The sequence below is a fragment of the Undibacterium sp. WLHG33 genome, assembly GCF_049544815.1.
GTDB lineage: Bacteria > Pseudomonadota > Gammaproteobacteria > Burkholderiales > Burkholderiaceae_D > Undibacterium.
Genome location: NZ_CP186697.1, coordinates 1,238,726 through 1,256,248, shown reverse-complemented (window position 1 = coordinate 1,256,248; position 17,523 = coordinate 1,238,726). Strand labels below are relative to the sequence as shown.

Here is a 17,523-nt window from a genome sequence, read left to right as displayed (position 1 = left end):
AAGAACGACCATGCTTTAATATTCTGTGTAGTGACAGATGATTAACAGAACAACAATCAGAGACAAGGAAATACAGATGCAAACGACGGAAAAATTCTGGCTCAAATCCTATCCGGAAGGTATGCCCGCAGAAATAGATGTGACGCAATATCAGTCACTGGTGCAGTTATTAGAAGAGGCATTCAAGAAATTTTCTGATCGTAATGCCTACGCCTGCATGGGTAAATATCTGACTTATGGCAAGCTGGATCTGATGTCGCAAAAAATTGGTGCATGGTTGCAGCAGCGCGGTCTGAAAAAAGGCGCCCGTGTCGCGATCATGATGCCGAATGTCTTGCAGTATCCGGTCGTCATGGCGGCGATCCTGCGTGCCGGTTATGTTGTCGTCAATGTTAATCCACTGTACACCCCGCGTGAACTTGAGCATCAGTTAAAAGACTCGGGTGCAGAAGCCATCTTTATTCTCGAAAACTTTGCGACCACACTGGAACATGTAATCCAGAAAACGCAGGTGAAGCACGTTGTCGTCGCCAGCATGGGCGACATGCTCGGGCTGAAAGGCGTGCTGGTGAATTTTGTTGTCCGCAACGTCAAGAAAATGGTGCCGGCTTTTTCTTTGCCTAACGCAAAACGATTTAATCAAGTCTTGTCCGAGGCCGATTCACTGAGTCTGAAATCGGTCGATATTCAGCGTGACGACGTCGCCTTCCTGCAATACACCGGTGGAACCACGGGTGTGTCCAAAGGCGCGACGCTGCTGCACAGAAATGTGGTGGCGAATGTCTTGCAGAACGATGCATGGCTGACTCCGAGTATGTCCGGGCATAAAGAAGACGCGCGTATCATCGTTTGCGCTCTGCCTCTATACCATATCTTCGCGCTGACAGTCTGCAGTCTGCTGGGAACCCGTATCGGTGCGATGAATCTGCTGATTCCGAATCCACGTGATATCCCGGGTTTCATCAAAGAACTCAAAAACTACAAGGTCAATATTTTCCCAGCCGTGAATACCTTGTATAACGGTTTGCTGAATAATCCTGAATTCGCCAAACTCGATTTTTCCGGTTACGAAATCTGCAGTGGTGGCGGTATGGCGGTGCAGAAAGCCGTGGCTGATAAATGGTTGAAAATTACCGGCTGTGCGATTGCAGAAGGTTACGGTTTGTCCGAAACATCACCAGTCGCGACCGCTAACTTACCGGATACCAAAGAATTTTCCGGCACGATCGGTCTGCCGATTCCATCCACAGAAATCGTGATTCTGGATGACGATGGTAATCGTCTGCCACTGGGACACGCCGGTGAAATCGCGATCCGTGGCCCGCAAGTGATGGCAGGTTACTGGAATATGCCGGAAGAAACGGCAAAAGTAATGACGCCTGACGGCTTCTTTAAAAGCGGTGACGTCGGCATCATGGATTTCCGCGGTTACACCACGATTGTCGATCGTAAAAAAGACATGATCCTGGTATCCGGCTTCAATGTCTATCCGAATGAAATCGAAGGCGTGGTCGCATTACACCCGGGCGTGCTGGAATGTGCCTGCGTCGGTGTGCCTGATGCGAATTCCGGTGAAGCCGTGAAATTGTTTGTGGTGCGCAAAGATCCTTCATTGACGGTTGATCAGTTAATGGATTACTGCAAAGAGCAATTCACTGGTTACAAAAAGCCGAAGTACATAGAATTCCGCTTGGAATTGCCGAAGACGAATGTCGGTAAAATCCTGCGTCGCGAATTACGTGACGAAAAGAAACCGGCCTGATAGCACAACAGTCGTTCAGACTTGCGTCAGGCGGTGCTGAGTTCGTCTGACCATAGTTTTAAACGCATCTCATTGCCACTTTTGAGGATACTCCCCCTCTTTTTATATAAAAACCGCTGATCGTCAGCATAAAATAAGGGGGTGTTTTAGATACTGGTGGGAGTATGCCGGCGGCATAAAAGCAGCTTTACAACGCAAAAAGGAAGGCATCGCCTTCCTTTTTTTTATTGCCGCATCAGGTTCAGATATGCAGTTTCAGAGACTGACGAGCCCGGCTTTACCGTCTTCGACCATAAAACTTTTGAGCGTACTGATGCCCGAATCTGCTTTGCTGACATCATCCAGTGCCACGAACTGCGTCAGCATGTTGCTGGCGGAAATGTCGAGCAACATGAATCCGCGTTTATCGCTGCGGCCATATTTGATGTGCGGATTCTGTGCAACGATCTGATCGGTACGTTCTTGCGGGCGCGAATTGGAGGTGATCGAGGTACCGCAAAATTCTGTCGCCAGTACCGGGTTGTCCGGCGAAGATTTTTTCCAGAAATCGCGTTTCAGGTTGGCGGCGTAAAACGTGTGAACGTCGCCGGAAATAACAACCGGATTCGCAGGCCGGTGTTTTTCTATATCGTCAAACAGACGCTGGCGCGCGGCCGGATAACCGTCCCAGCCATCGGTCCAGAATTTTCCTTCGCCATCGACATTCACATTACTCAGATTGGTCTGTGCCATGAAGGTTTGCTGCGTCAGAATATTCCACTTCGCCTGCGAACTTGCCAGACCTTGTGCCAGCCATTTTTCCTGTTCCGCACCGAGCAGGGTTAATGCGCTGTCGTTGCGATTGGCACATTCGGCCTGAGTAACGACATTCGAACCGCCGCGCCCCGGTTTTGCACAAACTTGCGGCGAACGATACTGGCGGTCATCCAGCACATGAAAACGTGCCAGTCTGCCCCAGTCAAATCGATCGTAAATACGCATGTGGGCAAACTGTGATGGCAGCACGGTTACTTTGTGCAGGCGCACCGGCATGTGTTCGTAAAACGCCTGATAGGCCGCAGCGCGGCGCAGAATGAAATTGGTATCCAGACGTTCGTCGCGCTCATTGCCGTAATCATTGCAGACTTCGTGGTCGTCCCAGGTCACCAGCCAGGGAGCCGCATGGTGCGCTGCCTGCAGTTGCGGATCAGATTTGTATTGCGCATAACGGGCGCGGTACTGATCCAGGTTGCTGCTTTCAATATCGCGCCGGCGCGGTTTGGCTGGATGCTTGAGGTCGTATGGGCCCCATTCGTAAATGTAATCGCCGAGGAAGGCGACCAGATCGGGATTGGCCTGCGCGATGTGGCGATGTGCCGCATATTCACCGAATTCCCAATGCTGGCAGGATGCCACGGCTAATTTCAAGGTACTGAGCGGAGCGTCCATCGCTGGTGCGGTTCGTGTGCGGGCGACCGGGCTGATCGCTTCGCCATGAATAAAGCGATACCAATACCAGCGCCCGGGTGACAAACCCGTCACATCGACATGGACACTATGAGCCAGATCCGGCAGCGCGAACACTTCACCTTTGCTGACGATACGCTTAAATCCCTCATCTTCAGCGACTTCCCACAGGACTTTGTACACCGCAGGCGCTAGCGCCTGTGCATTCAATGGATCCGGCAGTAAGCGCGTCCAGATGACAACGCTGTCGTGGCGCGGCGATCCCGATGCAACGCCGAGCGTGAACGGATAAACTTTACTGCGTTCCGCTGCATAACCAGGGTAGGCCCGCGACAAGGCAGCAAGCGCAGCCAGTTGCAGGCTGCGCTGTAAAAACAGGCGACGTGACGGCACTTGATTTATCCTCAGACGCCGGATGAAACGGATTCCAGTGGCGGAATCTGGCGTGGCTTTCTGTCTTCACCAGTGGCAACATACGTTAATGTTGCCTCGGTCACTTTGACGGTGCTGGCTTGCAGGCGATTCCGTTCTGCATACACTTCGACTTCTATCGTGATCGAGGTATTCCCGACCTTGACGATCTGCGCATAAAACGACAATAAATCACCGACGAATACCGGTTGTTTAAACAGAAAAGAATTCACAGCGATTGTTGCCACGCGGCCGTTGGCGCGGCGGGCAGCCGGAATAGCACCGGCAATATCGACCTGCGACATAATCCAGCCGCCGAAAACGTCGCCATGGACATTCGCATCGGATGGCATAGGCATGACGCGCAGGGTCGGCATACCGGCTGGAAGAGTTGTTTGGTGATGATCAGTCATCGGGAGTTTCCTTAAAACGTTACAATCGGAGTAAATCCGTATTTCAGGTATTTATTCAATGTCGGCTGGCTGTTCTTTTTAATCTTGCTCAGGCCCAAGACGTCGAAATGATAAAAATGAGATACGGCCTTGCGTGCCTGTGCGCTGGCAAAGAAAAAATCATCGGGAATCATACTCTGAGAAGGGAAGGGGATCAGACCGGATGGTGTTGCTCAGGATTCTTTGCGCAATTTGCAGGCATCACCGACATGATAAACCTTTTCAGGAAAAGACTCTTACGATGCGTCGCAGAGAAAATACAGGTAACAGTGCTTCCCACCTACCACCGGCTGACCAGCCACGCGGCGATTTCTCGACCATTAAAACCTTGTTGCCCTACTTATGGGCTTACAAATGGCGGGTATTACTGGCGTTGACATTTCTGGTCGGCGCCAAGCTGGCGAATGTCGGCGTTCCTGTGGTACTGAAAAAACTGGTCGATAGCCTGACCGTAACGGCAAGCCATCCGGCGGCATTGATGGTATTGCCGGTGAGTCTGCTGATCGGCTATGGCGCGTTGCGCTTATCGACGACTTTGTTCACCGAACTGCGTGAATTCATTTTTGCCAAAGTAACGCAGAGAGCGGTACGCACGATAGCGTTGCGGGTGTTCCGGCATTTGCACGCCTTGTCTTTGCGTTTTCATCTGAATCGCCAGACCGGCGGTGTCACCCGCGATATCGAACGCGGTACCCGTGCCGTTTCATCGCTGGTGTCGTATGCTCTATTCAGCATTGTGCCAACCTTGCTGGAAATTTCGCTGGTATTGGTTTATCTGAGTACGCATTACGACATCTGGTTCAGCGTGATTACTTTCGGCGCACTGGTGACGTATATTATTTTCACGATCACCGTGACCGAATGGCGCACCCATTTCCGCCGCACGATGAATGAGCTGGACTCGAAAGCACACACCAAGGCGATTGATTCTTTACTGAATTATGAAACGGTCAAGTACTTCGGCAATGAAGAATACGAAGCGCAGCGTTACGATCAGGGACTGAAAAATTTTGAGACGGCCGCGGTCAAATCGCAAAGCAGTTTATCGCTGTTGAACACCGGACAATCACTGATTATTGCAAGCGCCATCACACTGATTTTATGGCGTGCGACGCAGGGTGTGATCGATGGCACGATGAGTCTCGGCGATCTGGTGCTGGTCAATTCTTTCATGCTGCAGCTGTATATGCCGCTGAATTTTCTGGGTGTGCTTTACCGTGAGATTAAGCAAAGCCTGGCCGATATTGAGAAACTGTTTTCACTGCTCGATCAGAACCAGGATATTGCTGATTCTGCTGAGGCAAAGCCGCTGCTGATCACCGCGCAGAATGGTGCAGAGATACGCTTTGCACATGTTGATTTCAGCTACGAAAGCAATCGTCAGATTCTGTTTGATGTCGATTTCACTATCCCCGCCGGAACGACCACGGCGGTGGTTGGTCACAGCGGTTCCGGTAAATCAACCTTGTCACGTTTGCTGTTTCGTTTTTACGATATTCAGAGTGGCAGCATCAGCATTGCCGGTCAGGATCTGCGCGATCTGACTCAGGCTTCTGTGCGTGCCGCGATAGGCATCGTGCCGCAAGATACTGTGCTGTTTAACGATACGATTGAATACAACATCGCGTACGGCAAACCGGGTGCGACAAAAGATGAAATCATTGCCGTTGCCAGAGCTGCTTATATTCATGAATTTATCGAGACATTACCCGATGGTTACAACACCATGGTGGGCGAGCGCGGGCTGAAATTATCCGGTGGTGAAAAACAGCGTGTGGCGATCGCCCGCACCTTATTAAAAAATCCGTCGATACTGATTTTCGATGAAGCCACGTCGGCGCTGGATTCCCGTTCCGAGCAGATGATACAGGCGCAATTGAAAGAAATCGCGCGCAGCCGCACCAGTCTTGTGATCGCGCACCGCTTATCGACCATCGTTGATGCCGGACAGATTCTGGTCATGGATACAGGCCGGATTATCGAGCGCGGTACACATCAGGATTTGCTGGCACTGCAAGGAGCGTACGCACAGATGTGGGAGCGCCAGCAAAGCAGCGGTAATGAGGTCAGTGACGAAGACGGCAGCACACTATCAGCGCAGTCTTTGTCGGCAGCGGGGGCGTAAATGGAAACCAAGTGGTTAGAAGATTTTGTCTCGCTTGCAGAGACCAATAGTTTCAGCCGTTCGGCAGAATTAAGACATGTCACGCAACCGGCTTTTTCGCGGCGCATACAATCGCTGGAAGCATGGCTGGGCAGCGATCTGATCGACCGCACTTCTTATCCGACACGCTTAACACACGCCGGTGAAGTGTTTTATGAGCAGGCGCTGGCGATGCTGGGGCAGATCAATAACGCCCGTGCTTTGTTGCGCGGAAAACGCCCGAGTACACAAACCACCGTCGATTTTGCAGTACCACACACCTTGTCACTGACCTACGTGCCGCGCTGGTTGACCGGCCTTGAATCTGCATTTGGGGAAATCAACAGCCGTCTGCTGGCGCTGAATGTGCATGACGCCGTCATGACGCTAGTCGAAGGCGGTTGTGACCTGCTGCTGTGTTATCACCACCCGCGTCAACCTTTGCTGCTGGACGCAAGCCAGTACGACATGATCAGCATGGGCACCGAGGCTTTGCGTGCCTACACCCGCTGCAATAAGCAAGGCGTGCCTGCGTTTGAATTTCCCGGTACGGATAAAGCACCTTTGCCATTTTTAGCTTATGCAAACAATGCTTATCTGGGACGTATGGTGGATCTGATTCTGAATGATGGCCGTATGCCTTTGCATCTGGAGAAACGCTATGAAACAGATATGGCCGAGGGCTTGAAAATGATGGCGCTGGAAGGGCGCGGCATCGCCTTTTTGCCGGAGTCTGCGGTGACGCGTGAAGTGAAGCAAAAGTTGCTGGCACGCGCAGATGGCGGCAGCGGTGCGTGGGAAGTTAACATGGAAATTCGTTTGTATCGTGAACGACCTTCGGCGCAGCGTCCGGGAAAAATGATCGTGTCGCGCTTATGGGAATATCTCGAAGAGTTGCAGAAAAAAACCGCTACGAAACAGAAGAAATCCTCCTGATTACGGTTGCTGGCAGCGCGCCGGATTGATGCTGAAAGCGCCTATATTAAAGTTATGCGTTTCTTGCATAGATTGATGCAAACAAAGCATTGGCTGAATTTCACGCGGGAAGACTACCATGCATCATCTTCCGGATGAAACTGCAAACAGTATTCCGGAAAAGACAGATAAAACTATCTCAACATATCAGGAGGTCATACCATGTCCAGCCAACACCAGATCCCGTCCTATCTTACCCCGACAGAGACAGGTCCTTGGTCCGTTTACCTTGAGCAAATCGATCGTGTTACCCCTTACCTCGGCCATCTGTCGCGTTGGGTGGAAACGCTGAAACGTCCGAAACGTATCCTGATTGTTGATGTACCTATTGAACGTGATGATGGCAGCATTTCTCATTTTGAAGGCTATCGTGTACAGCACAACACCTCGCGCGGCCCGGGAAAGGGTGGCGTGCGTTTCCACCAGGATGTGACCTTGTCTGAAGTGATGGCCTTGTCGGCCTGGATGACAATTAAAAACTCCGCGGTGAACGTGCCTTACGGTGGCGCAAAAGGCGGTATCCGCGTTGATCCTAAAACTTTATCCCGCGGCGAACTGATGCGGATGACACGTCGTTATACCTCTGAAATCGGTATCATCATTGGCCCGGACAAAGATATTCCGGCGCCCGACGTCAACACCAACGAACAGACGATGGCGTGGATGATGGATACCTATTCGATGAACGAAGGCCGCACTGCGACTGGCGTTGTGACAGGTAAGCCGATTTCTCTCGGCGGCAGTCTGGGTCGCCGCGAGGCGACCGGACGTGGCGTGTTTGTGGTCGGTAGTGAAGCCGCAGCGAAACGTGGCCTGAATGTCGTCGGCGCAAAAATTGCAGTACAGGGTTTCGGTAATGTAGGCGGTATTGCTGCACGTCTGTTTGCGGAAGCCGGTGCAAAAATCGTCGCAGTGCAGGATCATGGCGGCACGATTTTCCATTCTAACGGTCTGGACGTGAACAAACTTCTGGCACACGTTGCTGAAAAAGGCAGTGTCGCCGGTTTCAAAGAAATTGAAGCAGTGCTGCCGAATGAAGAATTCTGGGCAGTCAATTGCGACATCATGATTCCGGCCGCGCTGGAACAGCAGATCACAGCAAAAAATGCGAACCAGATCCGTGCTTCCATCATCCTGGAAGGCGCGAACGGCCCGACGACACCTGAAGCCGATGATATTTTGCGCGACAAAGGCGTGCTGGTAGTGCCTGACGTGATCGCCAATGCAGGTGGTGTGACTGTGTCGTACTTTGAATGGGTACAGGATTTCTCCAGCTATTTCTGGACCGAAGACGAAATTAATCAGCGTCTGACCCGCATCATGCGTGATGCATTCAATTCAGTATGGCAGGTGACCGAAGATAAAAAAGTGTCTTTGCGTACGGCAGCCTTCATTATTGGTTGTTCCCGTGTATTGCAGGCACGTGAAGTACGCGGTCTGTATCCGTAATCTTTGCGTTGATAAGACGATGCGGCAGACGCTGCATCGTCTGCAATCGCCGTCAGGCGGTGTTTTTTGAGAGCGTAATACCCACGGTTCTGTATTCTCTGCCGGAATACAAAACCGTGGGTATTGTGCTTTTTTGTAATTATTTTTGAAATTTTCTGCAAAATAGCAGCCGGAACCGAATTAAATTTTGTAAACAGAGAGATATTTGGTTGAAACAAGGAAAGATTTTTCATTACTATCCTGAGCATGATTAAAAGGAGTTTGTATGAAAGCCGTTACCTGCCGGATGAAATTCTGGTCACTATGTATTCTCGCTCTTAGCTTTTCCCCCTCAGTGATGGCAGATACGCTCAGCCATATCAAAGAAACCCAGACAGTCACAATTGCGCATCGCGAGGCATCTTTGCCGTTCTCTTACATGACGGATGCCAAGGTACCGACCGGCTATGCCGTTGACATCTGCCACAAATTTGTCGAGGCCATCAAGAAAGAACTGAAAGCGCCGAATCTGAAGGTGCACTATTTGCTGGTGACTCCCAGTACCCGTATTCCTGCCATTGTTGAAGGTAAAGCAGATATGGAATGTGGCTCCACAACGAACAATGCAGAGCGTCGCAAGCAAGTCAGCTTCACGATTCCGCATTTTTTTGCCGCCACCCGTATGCTGGTGCGTGCTGACGCCGGCATTAAAAACTGGGTAGATCTGAAAGATAAAAAAGTCGTCACGACCAAAGGCACGACCACTGTGAAATTGTTACATGACAGGGATAAGGCGCGTAGCCTGAATCTGCGTTTACTGGAAGGCAATGATCACGCGGAGTCGTTCAGCATGGTTGAAACATTCCAGGCCGATGCGTTTCCTATGGATGACGTATTGCTGTATGGATTCCGCGCCAACAGCAAGAATCCGGAAAAATTTGCTGTCGTCGGCGACTCCTTATCGACAGAGCCTTATGCGATCATGTTGCGTAAAGACGATACTGCGTTCAAAGAATTGCTGGACCGTGAGATGGCAAGGATGATGAACGATGGCGAGTTGACTAAGCTGTATGAAAAATGGTTTAAGAAGCCAATCCCGCCTAAAGGTGCTAACCTGAATATGCCTATGGGTGTTTTGTTGCGGGACACAATCCGTTTTCCTAACGATAAAGTGGGTGATTATTAATTATCAAAAAGGACAGAACTTCGTCCTTTTGTGACAGGATTAGTCACTTTTTTCGATGAGATACGTGTTTTTACTTATTAAAATCGCCGAAAATAAGAATCTGCGGTGAAGTGGTTTTGATAAACTTTGCGTTAGCTGGATGATCTTTTGGTTTAACTTTGGGAGATAGTATGAAATTGATTAAAATTCTGGCGCTGATGCTCAGCGCAGGTGCGATTGCTGGTGCAGCACAAGCACAGGAAACCGGTACACTGAAAAAAATTAAAGATACCGGCACCATCACTTTGGGTGTGCGTGATTCTTCTATCCCGTTTTCGTATCTGGACGATAAGCAATCATATCAGGGTTATTCGATTGATTTGTGCATGAAGATCGTCAGCGCAGTGCAAAAGCAACTCGGTTTGAGCAGTCTCAATGTCAAACTCAATCCTGTCACATCCGCAACCCGTATTCCGCTGATGGCGAATGGCACGATCGATCTTGAGTGCGGCTCGACAACGAATAACGTGGAACGTCAAAAACAGGTGGCATTTGCACCGACGACATTCGTTACAGCAAACCGTATCCTAGCAAAAAAATCCTCCAATATCAAAACGCTGGCTGACCTGAAAGGTAAAGCAGTGGTATCGACATCCGGTACAGCCAATCTGAAACAGCTGACCACACTCAATGCTGATCAGAATCTGGGCATGAATATTTTGCCGGCCAAAGATCACGCTGAAGCGTTCCTGATGGTGGAAACCGGACGTGCCGTTGCTTTCGTCATGGACGATATTCTGATGGCATCGCTGGCGGCTAATTCCAAGAATCCTGGCGAATATGAGATCAGCAAAGAAGCGCTGTCCGTAGAACCATACGGCATCATGTTGCGTAAAGATGATCCTGCCTTCAAGAAAGTGGTTGATACAGCGATCGGCAATGTCCTGACTTCGGGTGATATCAACCGCATCTACCACAAATGGTTTATGCAACCGATTCCGCCAAAAGGTATTTCTCTGAACTGGCCTGTTTCTGAGCAACTTAAAGCAGTGATGGCAAAACCAACTGATTCCGGTGAGCCTTCTGCTTACGCTGCAGTACCGGAAGCACAAAAAGCAGTATTGAAGAAGAAAAAATAATTTTTAGTAGTTGAGATCGAAGTCATCTTGACGGGGGGTGTTACTCGCCTCCCGTTTTATTTTTGGATGGCCGGCGAGCTGGCCGTGCATTTCCAGCGTTGCAGCTATCCGGTGTTCTGCACCTGGATACAAAAGATGTCACGACAGAGGAATACTGTGTCCGGACAATAAGATGATGGGTGTTTGTTTTAGGGGAGTAAGATGAATTACAACTGGAACTGGAATATTTTTTGGGAGGCTGCGCCTGACGGCAGCGGCACCTATCTTGATTCTTTGCTTTCCGGCGTGTTGTGGACCTTAGCCACAGCAGGACTGGCGTGGATTATCGCCCTGATTCTGGGGGCGATCATAGGTACGATACGCACCGCACCGAATAAATGGGCAGCAAAGCTCGCGAATGGCTACGTAGAATTGTTCCGTAACATACCGTTGCTGGTGCAAATGTTTCTCTGGTATTTCGTGATGCCGGAACTGGTGCCGACAGAGATGGGCAACTGGCTCAAATCCATGCCGAATGCGCCGTTTATCACTGCCGTGCTGAGCTTAGGTTTCTTTACTTCGGCACGTGTTGCGGTACAGGTGTCTGCCGGTATTAACGCGTTACCACGCGGTCAGCGTATGGCGGGCACGGCTTTAGGGCTGACCTTGCCGCAAACTTACCGTTACGTGCTGTTGCCGATGGCGTTCCGCATCATCATTCCTTCACTGACGAATGAACTGGCGGCGATTATCAAAAACAGCTCGGTTGCGCTGACGATTGGCCTGATGGAACTGACAGCCAGTGCCCGCTCCATGCAGGAATTTTCATTCCAGGTATTTGAGGCATTTACTGCCGCTACTCTGATTTATCTGATCGTATCCGTGATTGCGCTGGTACTGGCCAACGTGCTGGAAAAACTGCTCGCAGTGCCCGGCTTCATCACTTCGGGTTCTGCCAAGACAGGAGGGCATTAATCATGTTTTCTAATTTCGATTTTGATGTCATCCAGCGTTCGTGGGTTTATCTTTTCACGACCGGCATGACATTCACGCTCAAGCTGACCTTCATGGCGATGATAGGCGGTACGGTACTCGGTACCATACTGGCAATGATGCGCCTGTCCAGCAACAAACTGATTTCACTGGTGGCGACAACCTATGTCAACATCATGCGGTCGATTCCGCTGGTGATGGTGATTTTCTGGTTTTACTTTCTGGTACCGTACATCGGTGCCTGGCTGACCGGTGCAACCGAGCCGATACAGGTGGGGGCGTTTTCGTCGAGTCTGATCACGTTTGTGATGTTTGAGGCCGCGTATTATTGCGAAATCATGCGCTCCGGCATTCAGTCGATTCCGCGCGGCCAGATCTGGGCCGGTTATGCACTGGGCATGAATTACTGGCAGACCATGGGACACATCGTGTTGCCACAGGCTTTCCGTAACATGATCCCGGTATTGCTGACGCAAACCATCGTGCTGTTCCAGGACGTTTCGCTGGTGTATGTATTGTCGATCACTGACTTTGTCGGTGCGGCATCCAAAGTCGCACAACGCGATGGCCGTCTGGTGGAAATGTATTCATTTGTCGCTGTCGTGTATTTCATTATGTGCTTTGGCTTGTCCAGCCTGGTGAAAAAACTGCAGCAGAAAGTAGCGATTATTCGCTGAGGATTATTCCCTGAGAAACGCCGGAAAAATAACGCGCTGCCAGGTTCTGTCGCCAGTACATTTTCCGTTACTTCTCTTGTTGAGATATTGGAGATAAAAATGATCAAATTAAATAACGTCAGTAAGTGGTATGGACAGTTTCAGGTCCTGACCGATTGCACAACCGAGGTTGCCAAAGGCGAAGTGGTGGTGGTTTGCGGCCCGTCCGGCTCAGGCAAATCGACACTGATAAAAACCGTCAATGGTCTCGAACCATTCCAGAAAGGTGAGATCACGGTGGAAGGTATTTCTGTCGGCGATCCGAAAACAGATTTATCCAAATTGCGCGCCCGTATCGGTATGGTATTTCAGAACTTTGAGTTGTTTCCGCATTTGTCGATACGCCAGAATCTGACACTCGGTCAGATGAAAGTGCTGGGGCGCTCGGAAGAGGAAGCAACTGAACGTGGCCTGAAATATCTCGACCGTGTCGGCCTGCTGGCACAGAAAGATAAATTCCCCGGTCAGTTGTCCGGTGGTCAGCAGCAGCGCGTAGCGATTGCACGCGCTTTGTCGATGGACCCGATTGCGATGTTATTCGATGAACCGACATCGGCGCTCGATCCTGAAATGATTAACGAAGTGCTCGACGTCATGGTTGGTCTGGCGCAAGAAGGCATGACGATGATGGTCGTGACGCATGAAATGGGTTTTGCGAAAAAAGTCGCGAATCGTATCGTCTTCATGGATAAAGGTGTGATTGTGGAGGATTGTAAGAAAGACGAATTCTTCACTAATGCGCGCTCTGACCGTGCCCGCGATTTCCTTGCGAAGATCATCACGCACTGATCACATCGTCGGCGCAGCGCTGCGCTGTCGTGTATTGATCGCGGTCTGAACAAAAAACGCATTCCCTCAAAGGAATGCGTTTTTCATATACTCCCCCCTGTTTTTATAAAAAACGCCCTGATGTCAGCAAAAACAAAGGGTGTTTATAAATACTGGGGGGAGTATATTTTTATGCTTTCTGCGTACGGTCCGGAAAGGTAGAATGGCGGCTATCTGGAATTTTGCTACTGAAAGCCACCATGACGACTTCCCCACTTCAGACACTGACGATTACCCGTCCCGATGACTGGCACTTGCATCTGCGCGATGGCGATGCCTTAGCCAGCGTATTGCCGCATACCGCAGCACAATTCGCGCGCGCGATTGTGATGCCGAATCTGAAACCACCGGTCACGACAACGGAGCAGGCGGCCGCTTATCGTCAGCGCATCCTCACCGCCTTACCAGCCGGCATGCAGTTTGAGCCGCTGATGACCTTGTACCTGACAGACAATACACCGCCGGACGAAATTCGCCGTGCCAAAGACAGCGGCTTTGTACATGCAGTCAAACTGTATCCTGCCGGTGCCACCACGAATTCCGATGCCGGCGTAACTGACCTGAAAAAATGCTACAAGACGCTGGAAGTCATGCAGGAAGTCGGGCTGCCGTTTCTGGTGCATGGTGAAGTGACGGATGCCGCGATTGATCTGTTTGACCGCGAAGCCGTCTTTATCGAGCGCGTCATGCAGCCGCTGCGCAAAGACATGCCGGAACTGCGCGTAGTGTTTGAACATATCACCACCAGCGAAGCCGCAGCGTATGTGGCCGAGGCTGCCGGCCCGGTTGCCGCGACGATTACCGCGCATCATCTGCTGTATAACCGGAATGAGATTTTCAAAGGCGGTATTCGTCCGCATTACTATTGTCTGCCTGTATTGAAACGCGAAACGCACCGCCAGGCGCTGCTGAAAGCGGCGACATCCGGCAGTCCCCGTTTCTTCCTCGGTACCGATTCGGCGCCGCATCCTAAAGGGCTGAAAGAACACGCGTGTGGCTGCGCCGGTTGCTACACCGCGCTGCATGCGATGGAGTTGTACACTGAGGCGTTTGATCAGGCTGGCGCTTTAGATAAGCTGGAAGCTTTTGCGAGTTTCAATGGTCCGGATTTTTATCGTCTGCCACGTAACAGCGGCACGATCACACTCCAGCGCGAAGACTGGACTTTACCCGCAGAATTACCATTTGCCGGCACCACCATCGTGCCCCTGAACAGCGGTGAAACCATCCATTGGAAAATGCAGGCGGATTAAGTCGCATGCCACCGCGTTTTTTTGATCAGATCGACTGGTCGCAAGCCTGGTTTGCAACGGTACGTCCGGCGGCAATGCAGTTAGTTGCCGCGCCTGAGTGGCGTCCCGCACTGAACCGCATGGCGCAGAAAATGCACCTGCAGAATCACCGTTCGCTGCCGACGCAATTCATTCCGCAGGAAGATTTACCGGAAGGCGTGGCGTACGAAGCGCATATCAGCGCGACAGGAAATGTGCCGACCCGCGAAAACCTGCATGATTTTTTTAATGCGCTGGTCTGGCTGACGTTTCCCCGGATTAAACGTCAGCTCAATGCCTTGCAGGCGGCACAGATTGCTGAACTAGGGATAGGAAAATCACGTGGCCCGGCGCGTGATGCGGCAACCATTTTTGACGAGAATGCTGCCTTACTGGTGGTGGAAAATTCCGCTGATGGCGATGCGCTGGTGGCGGCCTTGCGTCAGCATCAATGGAGCACGGCATTTATCGACTGCCGGGCACAGTTTGGTGTGCAAGCTGAAGTGCTGAGTTTTGGTCACGCCCTGATGGAAAAGCTGGTGCAACCGTATAAGGCGATTACGGCGCACAGCTGGCTGGTGCGCGTGGATGCGGATTATTTTTCTCTGAGTACGCCAGAGCGTTATGCACTGATTGATCAACTGGTCACGGCACAACTGCAAGCGCAGCCCCTAACGACAGCGGGTTATACACCGTTGCCGGTGCTGGGGATTCCCGGATGGTGGCATGCACAGGATCTGGCGTTTTATCAGGACACTCAGGTATTTCGCCCGGCGCGGCAAAACAAAGCGGAACAGGCTGCATAAATTATGTCCGCTGTATCCGCTACATAAGCACATAAGCTGCATTGTTTTGCCCGGCACGTTCAACGCGACAGAGCGTTAAAGGCCGGAGATGACATCACCGTTTCAGTAGGCTGCACTGATGCGCTGTTGCTTCTGTTTTTGCAGCACTGTGCTCATCTCGCCAGATACTGCGATTTTCTGCGATCTCACTGACACAGGCCGTACGTGCGTCTGAGTTCTCTGATCAGCGAGCTTAAACACACTGACCATTTGCGCCAGATTCTGTGCCTGATCCTGCAACGATACTGAGGCGGTGGCGGCTTCCTCCACCAGTGCAGAATTCTGCTGCGTCGTATCGTCCATTTGCGTGATCGCCTGATTCACCTGCGCGATACCGAGGCTTTGTTCCTGGCTGGCGTTGGTAATGTCTTGCATAATCGCTGCAACTTGCCCGACGCTGTCGACAATATCGCGCATGGTTGCACCGGCCTGTTCGACCAGCTTACTGCCCGTCTGCACCTGATCCAGCGAGTCACCGATCAGAACTTTGATTTCCTTTGCGGCTGCCGCGCTGCGCTGCGCCAGATTGCGCACTTCGGTCGCCACCACGGCAAAGCCACGTCCCTGTTCACCGGCGCGTGCGGCCTCGACTGCCGCATTCAATGCAAGGATATTGGTCTGAAATGCGATGCCATCAATCACGCCGATAATTTCGGTAATCTTTGACGCTGAACTGTTAATGCCATGCATAGTGCTGACCACTTCGCTGACGACAGCGCCACCTTTTGCCGCGACTTCTGATGCGGAAGCTGCGAACTGATTTGCCTGCCGCGCATTGTCTGCATTCTGACGTACCGTGGCGTTTAATTCTTCCATAGAGGCGGCAGTCTCTTCCAGTGCGCTGGCTTCTGCTTCGGTGCGTGCAGATAAATCCATGTTACCGGCGGCGATCTGGTTTGATGCCGAGGCGATGGTTTCGGTACCGGCTCTGACCTGACTGACAATCTCCGCCAGACTGTCGCGCATATTTTTCATCGCATACAGCAAGCTGCTGTGATCGCTGGATTCAATCTTGATATCGGTGGCCAGATTACCGGCGGCGATGTGGCGTGCAATATCTGCCGCATAAGAAGGCTCACCGCCCAGCTCACGCGTGATACTGCGGGACAGTAGCCAGGCGCAGATCACACCGCAGATCAATGCTGCCAGCGACAGCGCCAGAATCGCATTTTTTGCGCTCTGATAATTATTCTGAACCGCGTTGGCAAGTTGATTCAGATGTCCGCGTTGTGCTTCCAGCAATTGCTGCACCAGCTCCTGATATTTCTTGGCTGCTGGCATAAACACCTGTTCGATAATCCGGTTTGCCTCATCTGCCTGACCGCTATTTTTTGCACGCAAAATATCTTCCCGTGCAGCGGTATAAATTTTCCTTTGTTCTGTAATTCCGGTGAACAAACGCTTCTCTTCATCTGTGACCAAAAGTGGCTCGATCTTGTCCCGCATTTCAGTCGCGCCCTTCATTGTGACAGACGCATCTTCAGAAAAGAAACCGGCAAGCGAGGGGTCACTGCTTTTGGCGATCGCCGCAGTACGGCGGACGCCAACCTGAATATAGCGATACCAGTCTGAAATCATGCGTTCTTTTGCCAGGGGCTGTTCCATCATTAGCTTGGTTTCTGAGGCGGTCAGTGCCAGTCTCCATTGCGCAAACCCGGTCGCAATAAATGCGAGCAACAGAATCATGAAAAAGCAAAGACCAAGCCGTGTGCTGATTTTTAAGTTATTGAGATTCATAGTAATAGACGTGCAGATACAGCCATTGTGAAAACAAATGGAGAGAATTAAAAATCAGAGCGTTGTCCGGGCGAAGAAAAAATATCCCGCAAAAAGCTACGGCAACGGGTAACGTTAAACAATACTGTTTGTACTTGTGTAACGTGAATTGTCATATCCGGCCGTCGCAGATATGAACAGCATTCAACAGGTAACGTGTGTAAGGACCGCTTATGACAGATAAGTAGTCTTAT

The 17,523-nt window shown here is 51.1% G+C and carries 14 protein-coding genes; 11 read left to right on the top strand and 3 right to left on the bottom strand.

Features of this window, described 5'->3' with window-relative positions; all coding sequences use genetic code 11:
• Positions 1-76 precede the first annotated feature (76 nt).
• A complete protein-coding gene (locus ACOTSW_RS05690) occupies positions 77-1,762 on the top strand; it encodes a long-chain fatty acid--CoA ligase (RefSeq protein ID WP_423681534.1) in 1,686 nt (561 codons plus the stop codon).
• Positions 1,763-2,017: 255 nt separating this feature from the next.
• Here ACOTSW_RS05690 and ACOTSW_RS05685 read toward each other — a convergent pair whose 3' ends face one another.
• Together ACOTSW_RS05685 and ACOTSW_RS05680 are read right to left on the bottom strand one after the other, a co-directional pair.
• Positions 2,018-3,601 (bottom strand): alkaline phosphatase D family protein, encoded by a 1,584-nt coding sequence (locus ACOTSW_RS05685; protein WP_423681533.1) that lies wholly within the window; start codon positions 3,599-3,601, stop codon positions 2,018-2,020.
• 11 nt (positions 3,602-3,612) lie between these two features.
• Positions 3,613-4,032: an acyl-CoA thioesterase gene (locus tag ACOTSW_RS05680; RefSeq protein WP_186882749.1), complete on the bottom strand. Its 420-nt coding sequence runs from the start codon at positions 4,030-4,032 to the stop codon at positions 3,613-3,615.
• A 280-nt stretch (positions 4,033-4,312) separates the two neighbouring features.
• Between ACOTSW_RS05680 and ACOTSW_RS05675 the strand changes: the two genes are divergently transcribed.
• From ACOTSW_RS05675 to ACOTSW_RS05630, 10 genes are all read left to right on the top strand, one after another.
• Positions 4,313-6,196, top strand: a complete 1,884-nt coding sequence (locus ACOTSW_RS05675; protein WP_423681532.1) for an ABCB family ABC transporter ATP-binding protein/permease — start codon at positions 4,313-4,315, stop codon at positions 6,194-6,196.
• Complete coding sequence (locus tag ACOTSW_RS05670; RefSeq protein WP_423681531.1) at positions 6,197-7,150, top strand: LysR family transcriptional regulator; 954 nt, start codon at positions 6,197-6,199, stop codon at positions 7,148-7,150.
• A gap of 201 nt (positions 7,151-7,351) precedes the next feature.
• A complete protein-coding gene (locus ACOTSW_RS05665) occupies positions 7,352-8,638 on the top strand; it encodes a Glu/Leu/Phe/Val family dehydrogenase (RefSeq protein WP_423681530.1) in 1,287 nt (428 codons plus the stop codon).
• Between the two features lie 265 nt (positions 8,639-8,903).
• Entirely contained in the window at positions 8,904-9,803 is a 900-nt protein-coding gene (locus ACOTSW_RS05660; RefSeq protein ID WP_423681529.1) for an amino acid ABC transporter substrate-binding protein, read from the top strand.
• A 170-nt stretch (positions 9,804-9,973) separates the two neighbouring features.
• Entirely contained in the window at positions 9,974-10,921 is a 948-nt protein-coding gene (locus tag ACOTSW_RS05655) for an amino acid ABC transporter substrate-binding protein (protein ID WP_423681528.1), read from the top strand.
• Positions 10,922-11,122: 201 nt separating this feature from the next.
• A complete protein-coding gene (locus tag ACOTSW_RS05650) occupies positions 11,123-11,875 on the top strand; it encodes an amino acid ABC transporter permease (RefSeq protein WP_423681527.1) in 753 nt (250 codons plus the stop codon).
• A gap of 2 nt (positions 11,876-11,877) precedes the next feature.
• Positions 11,878-12,570 carry an amino acid ABC transporter permease gene (locus ACOTSW_RS05645; RefSeq protein WP_423681526.1) on the top strand — a complete coding sequence of 231 codons (693 nt, stop codon included), beginning with the start codon at positions 11,878-11,880 and terminating at the stop codon, positions 12,568-12,570.
• Between the two features lie 99 nt (positions 12,571-12,669).
• Positions 12,670-13,398, top strand: coding sequence for an amino acid ABC transporter ATP-binding protein (locus ACOTSW_RS05640; RefSeq protein ID WP_423681524.1), 729 nt, complete (start codon positions 12,670-12,672; stop codon positions 13,396-13,398).
• Positions 13,399-13,637: 239 nt separating this feature from the next.
• Positions 13,638-14,690, top strand: coding sequence for a dihydroorotase (pyrC, locus tag ACOTSW_RS05635; RefSeq protein WP_423681523.1), 1,053 nt, complete (start codon positions 13,638-13,640; stop codon positions 14,688-14,690).
• A 5-nt stretch (positions 14,691-14,695) separates the two neighbouring features.
• Positions 14,696-15,514 carry a DUF3025 domain-containing protein gene (locus ACOTSW_RS05630; RefSeq protein ID WP_423681521.1) on the top strand — a complete coding sequence of 273 codons (819 nt, stop codon included), beginning with the start codon at positions 14,696-14,698 and terminating at the stop codon, positions 15,512-15,514.
• A gap of 102 nt (positions 15,515-15,616) precedes the next feature.
• Here the strand turns inward: ACOTSW_RS05630 and ACOTSW_RS05625 are convergent, their stop codons facing one another.
• Positions 15,617-17,290, bottom strand: a complete 1,674-nt coding sequence (locus ACOTSW_RS05625) for a methyl-accepting chemotaxis protein (protein WP_423681520.1) — start codon at positions 17,288-17,290, stop codon at positions 15,617-15,619.
• Between the last annotated feature and the right edge of the window lie 233 nt (positions 17,291-17,523).

Coding starts and splice junctions, on each gene's coding strand:
- ACOTSW_RS05690 (WP_423681534.1), top strand. CDS start 77: ATGCAAACGACGGAAAAATTCTGGCTCAAATCCTATCCGGAAGGTATG.
- ACOTSW_RS05680 (WP_186882749.1), bottom strand. CDS start 4,032: ATGACTGATCATCACCAAACAACTCTTCCAGCCGGTATGCCGACCCTG.
- ACOTSW_RS05675 (WP_423681532.1), top strand. CDS start 4,313: ATGCGTCGCAGAGAAAATACAGGTAACAGTGCTTCCCACCTACCACCG.
- ACOTSW_RS05670 (WP_423681531.1), top strand. CDS start 6,197: ATGGAAACCAAGTGGTTAGAAGATTTTGTCTCGCTTGCAGAGACCAAT.
- ACOTSW_RS05665 (WP_423681530.1), top strand. CDS start 7,352: ATGTCCAGCCAACACCAGATCCCGTCCTATCTTACCCCGACAGAGACA.
- ACOTSW_RS05660 (WP_423681529.1), top strand. CDS start 8,904: ATGAAAGCCGTTACCTGCCGGATGAAATTCTGGTCACTATGTATTCTC.
- ACOTSW_RS05655 (WP_423681528.1), top strand. CDS start 9,974: ATGAAATTGATTAAAATTCTGGCGCTGATGCTCAGCGCAGGTGCGATT.
- ACOTSW_RS05650 (WP_423681527.1), top strand. CDS start 11,123: ATGAATTACAACTGGAACTGGAATATTTTTTGGGAGGCTGCGCCTGAC.
- ACOTSW_RS05645 (WP_423681526.1), top strand. CDS start 11,878: ATGTTTTCTAATTTCGATTTTGATGTCATCCAGCGTTCGTGGGTTTAT.
- ACOTSW_RS05640 (WP_423681524.1), top strand. CDS start 12,670: ATGATCAAATTAAATAACGTCAGTAAGTGGTATGGACAGTTTCAGGTC.
- pyrC (WP_423681523.1), top strand. CDS start 13,638: ATGACGACTTCCCCACTTCAGACACTGACGATTACCCGTCCCGATGAC.
- ACOTSW_RS05630 (WP_423681521.1), top strand. CDS start 14,696: ATGCCACCGCGTTTTTTTGATCAGATCGACTGGTCGCAAGCCTGGTTT.
- ACOTSW_RS05625 (WP_423681520.1), bottom strand. CDS start 17,290: ATGAATCTCAATAACTTAAAAATCAGCACACGGCTTGGTCTTTGCTTT.